Annotated in this window: 15 protein-coding genes; 8 read left to right on the top strand and 7 right to left on the bottom strand. The window is 66.0% G+C overall.

Annotated features, from left to right (window positions below; genetic code table 11):
* Positions 1-1,086: 1,086 nt before the first annotated feature.
* Positions 1,087-1,602, top strand: a complete 516-nt coding sequence (locus HMP09_RS10985) for a MucR family transcriptional regulator (protein WP_176500397.1) — start codon at positions 1,087-1,089, stop codon at positions 1,600-1,602.
* A gap of 53 nt (positions 1,603-1,655) precedes the next feature.
* On the opposite strand, the gene HMP09_RS10980 is transcribed toward HMP09_RS10985, so the two are convergent.
* From HMP09_RS10980 to rpmF, 5 genes are all read right to left on the bottom strand, one after another.
* Entirely contained in the window at positions 1,656-2,123 is a 468-nt protein-coding gene (locus tag HMP09_RS10980; RefSeq protein ID WP_176500396.1) for a MerR family transcriptional regulator, read from the bottom strand.
* 7 nt (positions 2,124-2,130) lie between these two features.
* Positions 2,131-2,430 (bottom strand): integration host factor subunit alpha, encoded by a 300-nt coding sequence (locus HMP09_RS10975; RefSeq protein ID WP_176500395.1) that lies wholly within the window; start codon positions 2,428-2,430, stop codon positions 2,131-2,133.
* A gap of 96 nt (positions 2,431-2,526) precedes the next feature.
* Positions 2,527-3,495 (bottom strand): beta-ketoacyl-ACP synthase III, encoded by a 969-nt coding sequence (locus tag HMP09_RS10970; RefSeq protein ID WP_269473561.1) that lies wholly within the window; start codon positions 3,493-3,495, stop codon positions 2,527-2,529.
* A complete protein-coding gene (plsX, locus tag HMP09_RS10965; protein WP_176500394.1) occupies positions 3,492-4,520 on the bottom strand; it encodes a phosphate acyltransferase PlsX in 1,029 nt (342 codons plus the stop codon). The genes HMP09_RS10970 and plsX overlap by 4 nt, the downstream gene beginning before the upstream one ends.
* A gap of 41 nt (positions 4,521-4,561) precedes the next feature.
* On the bottom strand, positions 4,562-4,741 hold the full coding sequence (gene rpmF, locus HMP09_RS10960) for a 50S ribosomal protein L32 (RefSeq protein ID WP_056054400.1): 180 nt from the start codon (positions 4,739-4,741) through the stop codon (positions 4,562-4,564).
* 225 nt (positions 4,742-4,966) lie between these two features.
* Between rpmF and HMP09_RS10955 the strand changes: the two genes are divergently transcribed.
* Positions 4,967-5,410: an MAPEG family protein gene (locus HMP09_RS10955; protein WP_176500393.1), complete on the top strand. Its 444-nt coding sequence runs from the start codon at positions 4,967-4,969 to the stop codon at positions 5,408-5,410.
* On the top strand, positions 5,407-7,032 hold the full coding sequence (locus HMP09_RS10950; RefSeq protein ID WP_443026416.1) for a M28 family metallopeptidase: 1,626 nt from the start codon (positions 5,407-5,409) through the stop codon (positions 7,030-7,032). Before HMP09_RS10955 ends, HMP09_RS10950 begins: the two co-directional genes overlap by 4 nt.
* A 238-nt stretch (positions 7,033-7,270) precedes the next feature.
* On the opposite strand, the gene HMP09_RS10945 is transcribed toward HMP09_RS10950, so the two are convergent.
* Positions 7,271-7,930: an MBL fold metallo-hydrolase gene (locus HMP09_RS10945; RefSeq protein ID WP_176500392.1), complete on the bottom strand. Its 660-nt coding sequence runs from the start codon at positions 7,928-7,930 to the stop codon at positions 7,271-7,273.
* An 80-nt stretch (positions 7,931-8,010) separates the two neighbouring features.
* Between HMP09_RS10945 and pabB the strand changes: the two genes are divergently transcribed.
* The 4 genes from pabB to msrA all read left to right on the top strand — a co-directional run bounded on the left by pabB (position 8,011) and on the right by msrA (position 12,091).
* Positions 8,011-9,783, top strand: coding sequence for an aminodeoxychorismate synthase component I (pabB, locus tag HMP09_RS10940; protein ID WP_176500391.1), 1,773 nt, complete (start codon positions 8,011-8,013; stop codon positions 9,781-9,783).
* A gap of 50 nt (positions 9,784-9,833) precedes the next feature.
* The gene (locus HMP09_RS10935; RefSeq protein ID WP_176500390.1) at positions 9,834-11,033 is read left to right on the top strand and encodes a pyridoxal phosphate-dependent aminotransferase; all 1,200 of its coding nucleotides are present in this window, start codon (positions 9,834-9,836) and stop codon (positions 11,031-11,033) included.
* Between the two features lie 151 nt (positions 11,034-11,184).
* Positions 11,185-11,382, top strand: coding sequence for a hypothetical protein (locus tag HMP09_RS10930; RefSeq protein WP_176498638.1), 198 nt, complete (start codon positions 11,185-11,187; stop codon positions 11,380-11,382).
* A gap of 49 nt (positions 11,383-11,431) precedes the next feature.
* On the top strand, positions 11,432-12,091 hold the full coding sequence (msrA, locus tag HMP09_RS10925; RefSeq protein ID WP_176500389.1) for a peptide-methionine (S)-S-oxide reductase MsrA: 660 nt from the start codon (positions 11,432-11,434) through the stop codon (positions 12,089-12,091).
* Between the two features lie 153 nt (positions 12,092-12,244).
* On the opposite strand, the gene pdeM is transcribed toward msrA, so the two are convergent.
* Positions 12,245-12,907, bottom strand: coding sequence for a ligase-associated DNA damage response endonuclease PdeM (gene pdeM / locus HMP09_RS10920; protein WP_176500388.1), 663 nt, complete (start codon positions 12,905-12,907; stop codon positions 12,245-12,247).
* 135 nt (positions 12,908-13,042) lie between these two features.
* Between pdeM and HMP09_RS10915 the strand changes: the two genes are divergently transcribed.
* A complete protein-coding gene (locus tag HMP09_RS10915) occupies positions 13,043-15,034 on the top strand; it encodes a potassium transporter Kup (RefSeq protein ID WP_176500387.1) in 1,992 nt (663 codons plus the stop codon).
* Positions 15,035-15,070: the final 36 nt, after the last annotated feature.

Raw genomic sequence — 15,070 nt, 5'->3', positions numbered from 1 at the left:
ACCGCCGCACACCGACACGCGCTTGGCACCGATCTCGCAGGAGAAGAGGCGCATCTCACCGACTTGGCACAGCGTATCGCCGACGACGACAACGGCCGTGGTCGAGCGAACGGGGGCGTCTGCGCCGGCTGCGTTCGCGGTAACCGGGACTGACGCGACCGTTGCCGTTCCAGCCGGTGCGGAACCAGGCATTCTTCTGTTTGCACGGGCGTCTTCGGGCGAGCCGCAGCCAGCGATTGCCACCAGCACGATCAGCCCTCCGCCGGCTGCTAGGCTTCTAACGCTCTCTGATAGGCTGCCCCCGATCATCTTCGCATCCGTCCCTTTCTTGCACTTCATAAGGCGCTTTGCTTGTTCGGCGTGCGACGGAGGTGGCTTCGAAATCCAATCGCTCCGATGTTCGATTCTAGGATATGGGTGCCCGCTGCGCCACATGCTGCTTTGGCCCTTTCGTAGGCGGCCGGGTGAAGGCGCTTCGGCAGGGTGTGCAGCCGTTCATGCAAGATGCTGAGCCAGGGACCGTTCCTAGGCAAGTGCTTGCCACCGTAGCGACTAACGATGGCGAATTGCGCCGCGGCGACTTCTGGTGCGGGTCGCCCCGTCTCATACCGCGGGTCGACGCATGATGACGCGTGCGGCAGACGGAACAAGTTTCTGCCGCGTGCGACATGCGCATCAAAGGTCGCTGATCTCGCCGGCAAGGCGGTTGTGCAACGCATGTTCGGGGCATCGCGACATGAATGTCGGAGTAACAAAGTAGCGGCGACGATAAGCCGTTTCCGGCTTGAGTATCAGTCACCGGATTGGCGATCGTTCGATGGCGTACCGATCGGAAAGCCAAGGATCCATAATGTTTGTCATGGACGTCTGCATTGGGACTTTGCGTTCTTCGATGCGGACATCCTGTTAGCCAAAGTCTGGCTATCTGCGGCGTGACATCAAAGCACATCGGGCCGCTCACTGACATTTGCGGCGTGAATGAACAAAACGTAATAATAGGCGTATGGTAAACACCTGGTGTTCATTTGCAGCCAAAAGCTGTAGGCGCCTGCTCGCAGGGGTGCATTACGAATTCAAGGACCTAGTGTGACTGATACAATCAATACGGTCGAGCTTGCCGCCGAACTGACGGCAGCATGGCTTGCGAACCCCAATACGCGCACCGCCGCAGACGACGTACCCACGTTCCTCGTCGCGATGCACGCTGCGGTCGAGAAGCTTGTCGGTAATGGCGATGCCGAACCCGAGACTGCTGCGATGCCTGCGTCGGAGCCGGCCGTTTCGGTCCGCAAGTCGCTCGCGTCGCCGGATCACATCATCTCGATGCTCGACGGCAAGAAGTACAAGACGCTGCGTCGCCACCTGTCGACCAACGGCATGACGCCGGAACAGTATCGCGAGCGCTTCAACCTGAAGGCCGACTATCCGATGGTCGCCGCGACCTATTCGGAAGCGCGTCGTGCGATGGCGAAGTCGATCGGGCTCGGTCGTAAGGCCGGCACGACGATCGAGAAGGCATCGGAAGACGCGGTGAAGACCGTCCGCAAGGGCGGCAAGGCAGCACTCGACGCGGCCAAGAAGACGCTCGGCAGCGAGGGTTAAGATCGGCGAGGGGAGGGCATCGTTCTTCCCCTTTCCCTTTTACCGACAGCGCGTCAGGCGCGCCGGCCGTCCTCGACCAATGCGTCTGCCAGAAGCGCGCGGATCGCACGGAGGGCAGGGATCATGGGCTCGATCGCCTCGGTCGTGGCGACCGGTGTCTTTTCAGCGGCAAGCAATTGCTGCACGCCGCGGACGGTATAGCCTTCGCGATTGAGCAGCGTATCGATCCGCCGGACCAGTACCGCATCCTCGGCACGGTAATAGCGTCGATTGCCCGCGCGTTGCAGGGGGCGCAGCTGCGGAAACCGGGTCTCCCAATATCGCAGGATATGCTGTGGCAGGCCGGTCTCGCGTGACAGCTCGCCGATCGTTCGAAACGCCGCGCCAGTCTTGCCTGAAACGGGAGTTTTGCCAGGAACGGATGCCGACGGAGCGTCCCCGTCGCTGGCTAAGACAAGATTGGTATTTTGACCGCTGTCGCCTGTAGGGTCGGCAGGGGAATCATCGTCACCGTCGGGCATTGCTGGATTAGTCGGCACCGACGATGCGCTCACGCATCATCTGGCTTGCGCGGAACGTCAGGACACGGCGGGGCGCGATCGGCACTTCGATGCCGGTCTTCGGATTGCGGCCCACGCGCTCGCCCTTGTCGCGCAGCACGAACGTCCCGAACCCGGAGATCTTGACGTTCTCGCCTTCGGACAGCGCGCCGCACATCTCGGCGAGGATCTGTTCGACGATCTTCGATGAGTCCGAACGCGACAATCCAACCTCGCGGTGGAGGGACTCGGCCAAATCGGCCCGCGTCAAAGTACCGGTCATCGTCATTCACAAGCTCCCAGTCTCGGCGCCCCTCCTACACAAGCTGGAACGCGACCGGAAGAACTTTTGTTCTACAAGCGAATCGATTGGTTTGTGGCAGGATTAGAAGCGGATAACCGCAGCACCCCAGGTAAAACCGCCGCCCATCGCCTCCAGCACGACGATCTGGCCTTCCCGAATGCGACCGTCGCGCACCGCGACGTCCAGAGCGAGCGGTACGGAGGCAGCCGACGTGTTGGCATGCTGGTCGACGGTGACGACAACCTTGGCGGGGGCAAGGCCGAGTTTCCGCGCGGTCGCGTCCAGGATCCGGGCGTTCGCCTGATGCGGCACGACCCAGTCGACCTGGTTCGCGTCGAGCCCGGCCATCGCCAGCGACTCGGTCATGACGGATGCCAGGTTAGTCACCGCATGACGGAAGACCTCGCGGCCCTTCATGCGCAGCTTGCCGACAGTGCCGGTCGTCGAGACGCCGCCGTCGACGTAGAGAAGCTCGTTGTGCCGGCCATCGGCGTGCAGCTTGGTCGTCAGGATCCCGCGCCCGTCCGCGTCGGCGGTATCCTGCGCCTCGAGCACGATCGCGCCAGCGCCATCGCCGAACAACACGCAGGTCGTCCGGTCTTCCCAGTCGAGGATGCGGCTGAACGTCTCCGCGCCGATCACCAGCGCACGCTTGGCGACACCGCTGCGGATCATGCTGTCGACGACCTGGACCGCGTAGAGGAAGCCCGAGCAGACCGCGGCGACGTCGAACGCGACGCAGTCGTCGATCCCGAGCATCGCCTGCACCTTGGTGGCGCTCGACGGAAACGTCTGGTCCGGAGTCGCGGTGGCGAGCACGATCAGGTCGATGCTCTGCGAGTCGATCCCCGCTGCGACCAGCGCGGCCTTGCACGCATCGGCCGCCAGCGTCGCGGTCGTCTCGCCTTCGCCGGCGATGTGGCGGAAGCGGATGCCGGTGCGCTCGACGATCCACTCGTCGCTGGTATCAACGGTCTCCGTGAGTTCGGCGTTCGAGACACGACGGACGGGCAGGGCGGAGCCCGTGCCGATGACGACCGAACGGATCATGCCGCCTTCTCCACATTGCCGAGATCGTCGGCGATCCGCCGTACCAGGTCGTTGCGGACCATCTTGGCGGCATTGCCGATAGCGGTCGCGACGCCGCGCTCGTTGGCGCCGCCATGGCTCTTCACGACGATGCCGTTGAGCCCGAGAAAGACCGCGCCGTTGTGATTGTTGGGATCGAGGTGATCGCGCAGCAATTCGGTCGCCGGCTTCGAGATCAGGAAGCCGAGCTTCGAGCGCACCGAGCTGCGGAACGCGCGCTTGAGCAGGTCGGCGACGAATCGCGCGGTGCCCTCGGCGGTCTTCAGCGCGATGTTGCCCGAAAAGCCGTCACATACCACGACGTCGACCTCACCGCGCGACAGCCGGTCACCCTCGATGAAGCCTTCGAACTGCATGTCGACGGACGGCGTCGCGCGCAGCTGCGCGGCGGCGTCGCGGATCTCGTCGGTACCCTTCATGTCCTCGCTGCCGATATTCAGCAGTGCGACGCGGGGGTGCGGGATGTCGAGAGCAGTCCGCGCATAGGCGGCGCCCATGATCGCGAACTGGACGAGGTTGCGCGCATCGCACTCGGTGTTCGCACCAAGGTCGAGCATCACCATGTCGGTATCGCCCAGGGTCGGCAGACGCGCCGCGAGTGCCGGCCGGTCGATACCCGGCAGCATCCGCAGCGACAGCTTCGCCATCGCCATCAGCGCGCCGGTGTTACCCGAAGACACCGCGGCGGCGGCGCGACCCTGTTTCACCAGGTCGATCGCGATGCCCATCGACGTCTTCTTCGCCCGCCGGATCGCCTGGCTCGGCTTTTCGCTCGAGCCGACGACCTCGGGGGCGTGGACGATCTCGGAATTCTGCGACAGGTTCGGATGAGCCTTGAGCTCTTCACGAATCGCAGTTTCGTCGCCGACCAATAAGAAGCGCATGCCCTCGAATCGATGGCGCGCGCGCGCAACGCCGGCGAGCATCACTGCCAGCCCGTCGTCGCCACCCATCGCATCGACCGCGATCCAGCCGCTGTCGGGCATCGTCAATCCTTCGTTCAAGTTAGAGGTTCCGGACGGAAGCCTCAGCCCTCGATCGAGAGGATTTCACGACCGTTATAGTGACCGCACGACCCGCAGAGGTTGTGCGGACGCTTCAGTTCGCCACAGTTGGGGCATTCCTGGAACGACGCGATCGTGAGCGAGTCGTGGCCACGGCGCATGCCGCGCTTGGAGGGCGAGGTTTTTCTTTTGGGGACGGCCATTTCGGCACCTTGTTCAATCTAAAGGTCGGGGCTCCGAGTACGCCTGGACACGGAACTCGGCGACCGACATGAATGCCGGCCGCCTGAAGCAACCCATGCGGCCTGACGCTCGCGAAGCGTGGCGCTATAGCGAATTCGTCCCGCGTTGCAAGCTTTCGCCCTCGCGTTGCAACCATTGGTCGCGGGTGGCAGGACCGCCGTCGACATCCAACGAGGGGCAACGCCGTGATATTACCCGTGACACTGACGATCGCAGCGGCTGCTGCCGTCGTCAATCTGTGGCTCGCCTTCCGAATCGTGCCGATCCGCGTGAAGGACAAGGTGCTGCTGGGCGATAACGGCGATGCGCTGTTGCAGGGGCGGATGCGCGCGCATGCCAACTTCACCGAATATGCGCCGTTCATCCTGATCCTGCTCGGCCTGATCGAACTCGCGGGCGGGTCGACGCTATGGTTGTGGATCGCCGGTGCGGTGTTCGTGATCGCCCGCGTCGCGCACGCGTTCGGGATGGACCAGCCGACATCCAGCGTACCGCGTGCAGGCGGGGCACTGGCGACCTGGGCGCTGATGGCGCTGCTCGCCGGCTGGGCGCTGGCGATCGCGTATCAGGCGAACGCCGTGCCGACCGCCAAGACGTTCCAAGTCGTGCCATCGGGTGACCGGGCGTGAGCGCGCGTCGTCTGTTCGGGGCGGCGGCTCTGCTCGCCGCGGCACCCGCCGCGGCGCAGATTGCGCCCGCGAGCCTGTCCGCCGACGTGAAGACGCTCGCGTCCGACTCGTTCGAGGGCCGCGCCCCCGGCACGCCGGGCGAGACCAGGACGATCGATTGGCTGATCGCGCAGTTCAAGGCGATGAAGGCACAGCCCGGCGGCCCGAACGGCAGCTGGACGCAGCCCGTACCGCTCGTCCACACGCGCATGGGCACCGGCACCGTGCGCGTCGGCACCACGCCGCTGGTGCAGGGCCGCGACGTCTATCTCAGCACCGTCCGCGGGGTCGACCGGGTCGCCATCGCCAACGCACCGATGGTGTTCGTCGGCTACGGCGTCAGCGCGCCCGAACGCGGCTGGGACGACTTCAAGGGGCTCGACCTCAAGGGTAAGGTCGCGGTCTTCCTCGTCAACGATCCCGATTTCGAGGCGATTGCCGGCGACGATTCGAAGGGCAAGTTCGGTGATCGCCGGATGACCTATTACGGCCGCTGGACGTACAAATATGAGGAAGCGGCGAGGCGGGGTGCCGTCGCGGCGCTGATCGTCCACGACACGCCGGGGGCCGGCTATGGCTGGAACACAGTGACCGCGCCCGCCGGCGAGAATTACGATATCGTGCGGAAGGATCCCGAAACACGGGTGATGCTCCAGGGCTGGCTCGAAGGAGGGGCCGCGACTCGGCTGTTCGCCGCCTCCGGCCTCGACCTCGCAGACTTGCGCAAGGCCGCACGCCGCAGCGATTTCCGCCCGGTGCCGCTCAAGCAGGCGTTTACCACCGACCTGCCGGTCAGGCACGACACTGCAGAGAGCCGCAACGTGCTGGCGAAGCTGCCGGGGACCAGGCACCCGGACGAGGTCGTGATGTTTGGCGCGCACTGGGATGCCTACGGGATCGGCGCGCCGGATGCGCAGGGCCGCACGATCCGCCCCGGCGCCAACGATGATGGGCTGGGCGTAGCGGGCGTGCTCGAACTCGCGCGCACCTTCGCCAAGGCACCGCGGACCGACCGCAGCCTCGTCTTCGCGCTGTGGAGTGGCGAGGAGCGCGGGTTGCTCGGCTCGGAAACCTATGCGGTGAACCCGGTCTATCCCGCCGCCAAGACGGTCGCCAACCTGACGCTCGACATCCTGCAGACCGCGGGCCCGGCAAAGGACGTCATGCTCGTCGGCGCAGGCCAGAACAGCCTCGAGGACATGCTCGGCGATGCCGCCAAGGCACAGGGTCGCGCGGTAACGCCCGAAGCGCTCCCCGAACGCGGGCTGTTCTACCGCGCCGATCATTTCTCGGTCGCGCGCCGCGGCGTGCCAACGCTGCTGCTGATGGCGATCAGCGGTGCGCCCGATCTCGTGACCGGCGGGCGGACTGCGGGGCAGGCGTGGCTCGACGGCTATATGAAATGCTACCACCAGACGTGCGACGCGTGGGGGCCGGACTGGGATCTGCGCGGCGCCGCGCAGGATGTGGGCCTGTTCCAGACGATCGGGACGAAGCTCGCGAACAGCCGGTTGTGGCCGGAATGGCGCGATGGGTCCGAGTTCAAGTCGGTACGCCTCGAGACGGCGGGCGAGCGGAAATAGGATCTAGCCCACGCGCACTATCACCCCGGCGAAGGCCGGGGCCCAGTTGGGGAGGTTGCAGTAACGGAGCGCTACCTCCGCCGATCTTCGTTCCCCGCCTGAACCCTGCCTTCGCCGGGGTGGGGCGGTAGGGGAGAGTCCCTACCCCTTCCTGTTCTCCCGCGAAGGCGGGAGCCTAGGGTCACGAACGCTACCGCCTGATACCCTGGACCCCGCCTCCGCGGGGGAACAGGTGGAGCTACGCCGCCAAAGCCCGATCGCTCACGAACATGTTCGTTGCCCGCTCATGCGCAAACGTGCTCGCCGGCCCGTGCCCCGGAATGAAGCTCGTATCGCTCCCCAATGGCCACAATTTCTCGACGATCGACTTTACCAGCACTTGGTGATTCCCGCCGGGCATGTCCGACCGCCCGACCGATCCCTGGAACAGCACGTCGCCGACCTGCGCGAACTTCGACGGGGCGTGGTGGAAGATCACATGCCCTTCGGTATGCCCTGGCGTCTCGTACACATCGAGCACCAGATCCCCGACCGACACCGTATCACCTTCGACCAGCCACCGGTCCGGCTCGAAATTCACGCCGGAAATCCCGTATTTCGGCCCATCCTGATCGAGCCGCTGCAACCAGAAGCGATCCGCCTCGTGCGGGCCTTCGATCGGCACGCCCAAATCGTTCGACAGCCGCTTGGCGCCGCCGGCATGGTCGATATGGCCATGCGTCAGCAGGATCTTCTCGACCGTCAGGCCCGCCTGTTCGACCGCCGCCATGATCCGCGGCAGGTCGCCGCCCGGATCGATCACCGCCGCCTTCATCGTCGCGGTACACCAGAGAATCGTGCAGTTCTGCTGGATCGGCGTGACGGGGACGATCGCGGCGCGGAGGGGAGGATTTGTCATGGCCTCGAAATAGGATAGCGCATCGGTTGGAGCAATCGCCGCTTGCGATTTGCCCCGCGCCCCGTGCAACAGTCGCAACGATGTGGACTGCGCCCTTCGTTTTGCTCGACGACGCCCGCGAGGGCGGGGCTCCGGCGCGGCTGTACCGCGATCCCGTCCGGATCGTCCGCGCCGACACGCTCGCCGAGGTCCGCCCCGCGCTCGACGCTCTCCGCGCAGCCCGGGCGGAGGGGCTCCATGCCGCCGGCTATCTCTCCTACGAAGCTGGCGCCGCGCTCGCGTCCAAACCGATGGAGGTGCGCGGAGCGGCGCCGTTGCTCTGGTTCGGCCTGTTCGCCGGATACGAGACGAGCGCTGCGCAGGGCGTCGCCGCTTTGCTCCCGGACCCCGCCGGCGCGTGGACCGGCGCGCCGCAGCCGCTGATCGATCGCGAGACCTACGACGCCAGCCTGGCGCGCGTGCTCGACCTGATCGCGGCGGGCGACATCTATCAAGCGAACCTGACCTTCGCCGCGACCGTGCCGTTCGTCGGCGACCCGCTCGCGCTCTACGCCCGGCTCCGCCGCCAGGCCGGCGCGGGCTATGGCGCGCTGATCGACACCGGCGAGACACGCTTCCTGTCGCTCTCCCCCGAACTGTTCTTCGCGCTCGACGGCGACACGCTCACCTGCCGCCCGATGAAGGGAACGGCATCGCGAGGCGATACGCCCGAGATCGACCGCGCGCTGGCCGAGGCGCTCGCTGCCGACCCGAAGCAGCGTGCCGAAAACCTGATGATCGTCGATCTGATGCGCAACGATCTGTCGCGAGTCGCCGGCCACGTCGCAGTCCCCGATCTGTTCACCGTCGAGACCTATCCGACCGTCCACCAGATGACCTCGACCGTCACCGCCACGCTCAAGCCCGATTGCGACTCGGTCGACGTGCTCGCCGCGCTGTTCCCGTGCGGCTCGATCACCGGCGCCCCCAAGCAACGCGCGATGGAGGTCATCGCCGAGGTCGAACACGCCCGCACCCGCGGCATCTACACCGGCGCGATCGGCCGCTTCGATCCGAATGGCAACGCGATCTTCAACGTCGCGATCCGGACGATCGCGATCGAGCACGGTGCGGCGACGATGAGTCTGGGCTCGGGCATCGTTGCCGACAGTGTGGCCGATGCCGAGTGGGCGGAATGCCACGCCAAGGGCGCGTTCGTCACCGCCGGCCAACGCCCCTTCGACCTGATCGAGACGATGGCGTTCGATCCCGACGACGGGCTGGTTCGCCTCGAAGCGCATCTTGCGCGGATGAAGGCCAGTGCGGGGGCGCTCGGCTTCACCTTCGACCGCCACACCGCGCGCAACGAGCTCCAGGCCGCGACCTTCCGGTTGCGCGGGCACCGCCGCGTCCGCCTGTTGCTCAGCCCGTCGGGGGCGATCGCGATCGAGTCCGGCCCGCTCCCGCAATCCCCCGCCCAGGCAAGCGTCGCGATCGTGCCGCTGCCGGTCGCCCCCGCCGACTTCCGCCTCCGCCACAAGACGAGCGCACGCGGCTTCTACGATCGCGCCCGCATCGATGCGGGGACGTTCGAGGTCGTGTTCGAGGATGCCGACGGCTTCCTGACCGAAGGCAGCTTCACGTCGCTGTTCGTGCCGCGTGGACCGTGCCTGGTGACGCCGCCGCTACGGCCCAGCCAGTGTTCGGGCCTGCTCCCTGGCATCCTGCGCGCAGAACTGCTCGAATCGGGTCGTGCGACCGAAGCCCCGCTCACCCGCGCCGACCTTGCCGCCGGCTTCTTTATCGGAAACGCAGTCCGGGGCCTGATGCCGGCGATCGTTGCGGTTGCGAAATCGGCCACCCCCGGCGTATAGCCCGCGCGATTTCCGCGGCGACGCTCGCGGACAACCGCAAAGGTTACACCATGCACGCATCCGCCGCGCTCGGCCGCATCAGCCCCTCGCCAACGCTCGCGATCACGTCGCGCGTTCTCGAACTGAAGCGCGCAGGCGTCGACGTGATCGGCCTTGGTGCCGGCGAACCCGATTTTGACACGCCTGATTTCGTCAAGGAAGCCGCTATCCAGGCGATCCGCGACGGCAAGACCAAATATACCAATGTCGACGGCACGATCGAGCTGAAGCAGGCGATTGTCGCCAAGTTCGCGCGCGACAATGGCCTGACCTATACCACCGATCAGATCAGCGTGAACGTCGGCGGCAAGCACACCTTGTTCAACGCGATGGTCGCGACGATCGACCCGGGCGACGAGGTCGTCATCCCCGCGCCCTATTGGGTCAGCTATCCCGACGTCGTGCAGTTCGCCGGCGGCGTGCCGGTGATCGTCAAGGCGGGCCCCGAGGTCGGCTACAAGCTCGATCCCGCAGCGCTCGACGCAGCGATCACGCCCAAGACCAAGTGGGTGATCCTCAACTCGCCGTCGAACCCGACCGGCGCCGGCTATACGATCGACGAACTGAAGGCGCTCGGCGCGGTGCTGGCGAAGCATCCGCACGTCTGGATCTTCGCCGACGATATGTACGAGCATATCGTCTATGACGGCTTCAAGTTCGCGACGATTGCCGAGGCCTGCCCCGAGCTGTTCGAGCGTACGCTGACCGTCAACGGCTGTTCGAAGGCCTATGCGATGACCGGCTGGCGGATCGGTTACGCGGGCGGCGCGACGTGGCTGATCAAGGCGATGGCCAAGCTCCAGTCGCAGTCGACCTCGAACCCGTGCTCGATCGCGCAGGCCGCCGCCGTCGCCGCATTGAACGGCGACCAGTCCTTCCTCGCCGAGCGCAACACCGCGTTCCAGGGCCGTCGCGATCTGGTCGTATCGATGCTCAACGACATCCCCGGCATGCACTGCCCGACGCCGGAGGGGGCGTTCTACGTCTACCCGTCGTTCGCCGAGCTGATCGGCAAGACGACCCCGAACGGTCGCCTGATCGACACCGACGAGGCGATGGTCGGCTATCTGCTCGACGACGCCAAGGTCGCGGTGGTGCAGGGCGCGGCGTTCGGCCTCAGCCCGGCGTTCCGGATCAGCTACGCGACCTCGGACGCGCTGCTGCGCGAGGCGTGCACGCGCATCCAGACGGCGTGCGCCGCGCTGCGATAAAGCACCGCCGAGCAACATTTCGGAAACGCGGCGACATCTCCCGGCAACCCTGCCGGGAGATGAATGCATTGGCCACGCCGCGTTAATCGAGAGTTTCTAAAAACGACATTGTGGTTGGCCGGCATCTCTACGACATGCCGGTCCGTAGCTGATGCTGACCTATCCGGTTGGCGTCATCACTTGGTTTCATTGGGATCGCATCATGCGCAGCATCGTAAAGTCGAGTTTTTTCTGGCAGTTCAGCGGCGGTTTCGTCCTCGGCGCCATCGGCTTGCTCGCACTGCAGCCCGCCGAAGCCCGCCAGACCTTTGCAAGCCATTTCGAACACGGCGCGTCCACCACGCGATAAACACGCGCACGGCTTGGCGAAGCGGAGGGGCAACACCATGTATCTAAACATGAAAAAGCCGCTCATCGCCACGCTCGTCGCCGTCGGTATCGCCGGTGCGATCCTGTCTACTGGTGCCGCGCAGGGCGCCCGCGCCGTCGTCATCCCCGCCGTCAAGACAGACCTGCCGCCCGCGCCCGGTATCCAGACCCTGGTGCTCGCCGGCGGCTGTTTCTGGACGATGGAGGCGGTGTTCGAGCATGTGAAGGGCGTGAAGGCCGTCACGACCGGCTATGCGGGCGGCACCAAGGCCACCGCGACCTATGATCAGGTCTCTGCCGAGACGACTCGTCATGCCGAAGCGATCCGGATCGCCTATGATCCCCGCGTGGTGAGTTATGGCACGCTGCTCCGCGTCTATTTCTCGATCGCGCATGACCCGACGACGCTGAACCGTCAGGGCCCCGACAGCGGCACCAGCTATCGCTCGGCGATCTTCCCGCAGTCGCCCGCGCAGGCCAAGGTCGCGCGCGCGTACATCGCACAGCTGGGGGCGACGCGCGCTTTCTCGGGCCCGATCGTGACGAAGCTTGAGACCGGCGCCTTCTATCCGGCCGAGGCGTATCACCAGAATTTCTACGACCGGAACCCGACGCATCCGTATGTCGTGACGTGGGACAAGCCGAAGGTCGGCGCATTCCGCGTGGCGTTTCCGACGATTTCGAACTGAGGGCGTTCGCCGCCCTCGGTCATCCTGACGAAAGTCAGGATCCAGAGCCAAGCGGGACAGCGTTCGTGACCCTGGATCCTGACTTTCGTCAGGATGACGGAATGATGGATGACGGGGCTTTTGGGTGATGGGGCGTCAGGAGGACGGAGGTGATCAGGCCGCGACTGGAAAGCGCAGCATCCGGTCCGCCACCGGCACCATCGCCTCCGCACCCGCCCCGACAGCACGGACGATCTCGGGATGGTCAACATCCAGCCCCCCGGTCAGCGATCCAAACGCCGGCAGGATCAGCTTCGTCGCGGTCGCTACGAAACACCGCCGCGCCACCGATTTGCCGCGCACGCGCAACCGCAGCTTCGGGTGGAAATGCCCCGACAATTCGGGCCGGGTCTCCGCGCGGTCCGCTTCGTGGCGCAGCACCAGCCCGTCGACGACGACCTCGTCCACCACGGTCCCGCCGCACCGGTCCAGGATCGCCGGATCGTGATTGCCCGTGATCCAAGTCCAGCGCGTGGCCTGCGTCATCGCCTGCAGCATCGCCTGCGCGCGCGGCGGCAGGCGCTCGCACCCGTCGCTGTCGTGGAAGCTGTCGCCCAGGCACCAGACTTCGCGCGCGCCGGTCGCCGCGACCAGCGCGGTCAGATCGGCCAGCGTCGCGATCGAATCATAGGGGGGCAGCATCTGGCCCGACCGCGCGAACCAGCTCGCCTTCTCGAAATGCAGGTCGGCGACCAGCAGCGCGTGACGCTCCGGCCAGAACAGCGCGCCTTGCGCCAACGCCAGAAGCGCATGTCCGCCGAACGAAAAGGGAACCATTTGCCTGCCATGCCGCTGCGCGCGCAGTGAATCAACCCGCCTTCGCCGCAAAGTCACCAGAGGTCGGCAGGACTTGCGCATGCCCCCAATCGGCGTAAAGCGCGCCGTCCCATCAGGAGGAGCGCTCTTCGCGCCATGACGTCCGTAGCCGGAACACCCCAGACCGCAGTTGTGACCGATCCGACCGCCGAGCAATCGGCGCCGGCCGATCTGTCCGCGGCGCATCTGCATCCTCATCCGGCGCTGGCCGCGCTGACCGTCGGCGCGATCGGCGTCGTGTTCGGCGATATCGGCACCAGCCCGCTCTATGCGTTCCGCGAGGCGCTGGGCCAGACGTCGGCGGGCGGCATCGACCCGAGCGAGATCCTCGGCGTGCTGAGCCTCGCGCTCTGGTCGCTGTTCCTCGTCGTCACTGTCAAATACGTCATCTTCCTGATGCGCGCGGACAATCAGGGCGAGGGCGGCGTGCTGGCCCTCGCCGCGCTGGCCCGCCGCGCGCTCGGCATGCGGTCGCGGATCGCGATCGTGCTCGGCGCGGCGGGGGCGTCGCTGTTTTACGGCGATGCGATCATCACCCCGGCGCTGTCGGTGCTGTCGGCGATGGAGGGCCTGCGGACGATCCCCAGCGCAGCACACATCTTCAATGAAGGCGTGGTGCGCGCTTTGACGATCGGCATCCTGATCGCGCTGTTCATGATCCAGGCGCGCGGCACCGCGCAGGTGTCGAAGCTGTTCGGCCCGGTCTGCATCGTGTGGTTCATCGCGATCGGTGCGCTCGGCGTCTGGCACATCGCCGACGAACCTTCGATCGTCCGGGTGTTCCTGCCGACCTACGGCGTTTCGTTCCTTGCCACGCACGGGATCACCGGGCTGTTCGTGCTCGGCGCGGTGTTCCTGACCGTCACCGGTGCGGAAGCGCTGACCGCGGACATGGGCCATTTCGGCAAGCTGCCGATCCGCATCGGCTGGTTCTTCCTCGTCTTCCCCGCGCTAGCGCTCAACTATCTCGGGCAGGGGGCCTTCGCGCTGTCGCGGCTCGAAGACGCAGCGGCGCGCGGCATCCCCTTCGTCAATCAGGACTGGTTCTTCCTGATGGCGCCCGAACCGCTGCGCCCCGCGCTGATCATCCTCGCCGGGTTCGCGACCGTGATCGCCAGCCAGGCGGTCATCACCGGCGCGTTCAGCCTGACGCAGCAGGCGATCCAACTCGGCCTGTTGCCCCGCCTGCGCATCCGCCAGACGTCGGCGGTGTTCGCCGGCCAGATCTACCTCCCAGCGATCAACTGGCTGTTGCTGATCGGCGTGCTGGTGCTGGTGGTCCAGTTCAAGACGTCGTCGGCAATGGCCGCGGCGTACGGCATCGCGGTGACTGGCACGATGGTCGTCACCACGCTGCTCGCCTACATCGTCGTGCGGCAGCGCTGGAACTGGTCGCGCCCGCTCGCGCTCGTGGCGATCCTGCCGTTCCTGACGCTCGACCTGATCTTCTTCGGCGCGAACATTCTCCGCGTGATCGAGGGCGGCTGGGTGCCGCTCGTGATCGCCGCGTCGATCGGCCTCATCATCTACACCTGGGTCCGCGGCAAGAAGATCGTCAGCGCGTTCGAGAAGCGCCAGAGCATCCCGCTCAGCGACCTCGCCGCCGCGCTGGAGAAGCGCCCGCCCGAGCGCGTATCGGGGACCGCGGTGTTCCTGACCGCGAACCCGCATGCGACGCCGGGCGCGCTGCTGCACAACCTCAAGCACAACAAGGTGCTGCACGAGCGCAACCTGATCGTCAGCATCCGCACCGCCGACCGCCCGTTCGTCGACGAGGCGAGCCGCGCCAAGGTCGAGCGAGTCGACGACAATTTCTCGATCGTCGTGCTGACCTATGGCTTTATGGAATCTCCCGACGTGCCGCGCGATCTCGGCGTCGGCAACAAGACCGAACAGCTCGGGCTCGATCCGATGCGCACCTCGTTCTTCATCGGCCGCAATACGCTCAAGCCCGATGCGGAGAAGGGCATGCCGCCCTGGCAGGACCGGATCTTCCTGTTCCTGCAGCGCAATGCCAGCGACCCGACCGACTTCCTGAAGATCCCCCCCGGCAAGGTGCTCGAGCTAGGCGAACAGGTAACGGTGTAAACAAAGGCTCCCTCGCCCCTCCGGGGAGAGGGAAGG

Origin of the sequence: Sphingomonas sp. HMP9 (assembly GCF_013374115.1) — a bacterium.
Lineage (GTDB): Bacteria > Pseudomonadota > Alphaproteobacteria > Sphingomonadales > Sphingomonadaceae > Sphingomonas.
This window is presented reverse-complemented; position numbering and strand designations above follow the sequence as displayed.

Coding starts and splice junctions, on each gene's coding strand:
- rpmF (WP_056054400.1), bottom strand. CDS start 4,741: ATGGCCGTCCCCAAAAGAAAAACCTCGCCCTCCAAGCGCGGCATGCGC.
- HMP09_RS10930 (WP_176498638.1), top strand. CDS start 11,185: ATGCTGACCTATCCGGTTGGCGTCATCACTTGGTTTCATTGGGATCGC.
- msrA (WP_176500389.1), top strand. CDS start 11,432: ATGAAAAAGCCGCTCATCGCCACGCTCGTCGCCGTCGGTATCGCCGGT.
- HMP09_RS10935 (WP_176500390.1), top strand. CDS start 9,834: ATGCACGCATCCGCCGCGCTCGGCCGCATCAGCCCCTCGCCAACGCTC.
- pdeM (WP_176500388.1), bottom strand. CDS start 12,907: ATGGTTCCCTTTTCGTTCGGCGGACATGCGCTTCTGGCGTTGGCGCAA.
- HMP09_RS10975 (WP_176500395.1), bottom strand. CDS start 2,430: ATGACGATGACCGGTACTTTGACGCGGGCCGATTTGGCCGAGTCCCTC.
- HMP09_RS10915 (WP_176500387.1), top strand. CDS start 13,043: ATGACGTCCGTAGCCGGAACACCCCAGACCGCAGTTGTGACCGATCCG.
- plsX (WP_176500394.1), bottom strand. CDS start 4,520: ATGCCCGACAGCGGCTGGATCGCGGTCGATGCGATGGGTGGCGACGAC.
- pabB (WP_176500391.1), top strand. CDS start 8,011: ATGTGGACTGCGCCCTTCGTTTTGCTCGACGACGCCCGCGAGGGCGGG.
- HMP09_RS10970 (WP_269473561.1), bottom strand. CDS start 3,495: ATGATCCGTTCGGTCGTCATCGGCACGGGCTCCGCCCTGCCCGTCCGT.
- HMP09_RS10945 (WP_176500392.1), bottom strand. CDS start 7,930: ATGACAAATCCTCCCCTCCGCGCCGCGATCGTCCCCGTCACGCCGATC.
- HMP09_RS10980 (WP_176500396.1), bottom strand. CDS start 2,123: ATGCCCGACGGTGACGATGATTCCCCTGCCGACCCTACAGGCGACAGC.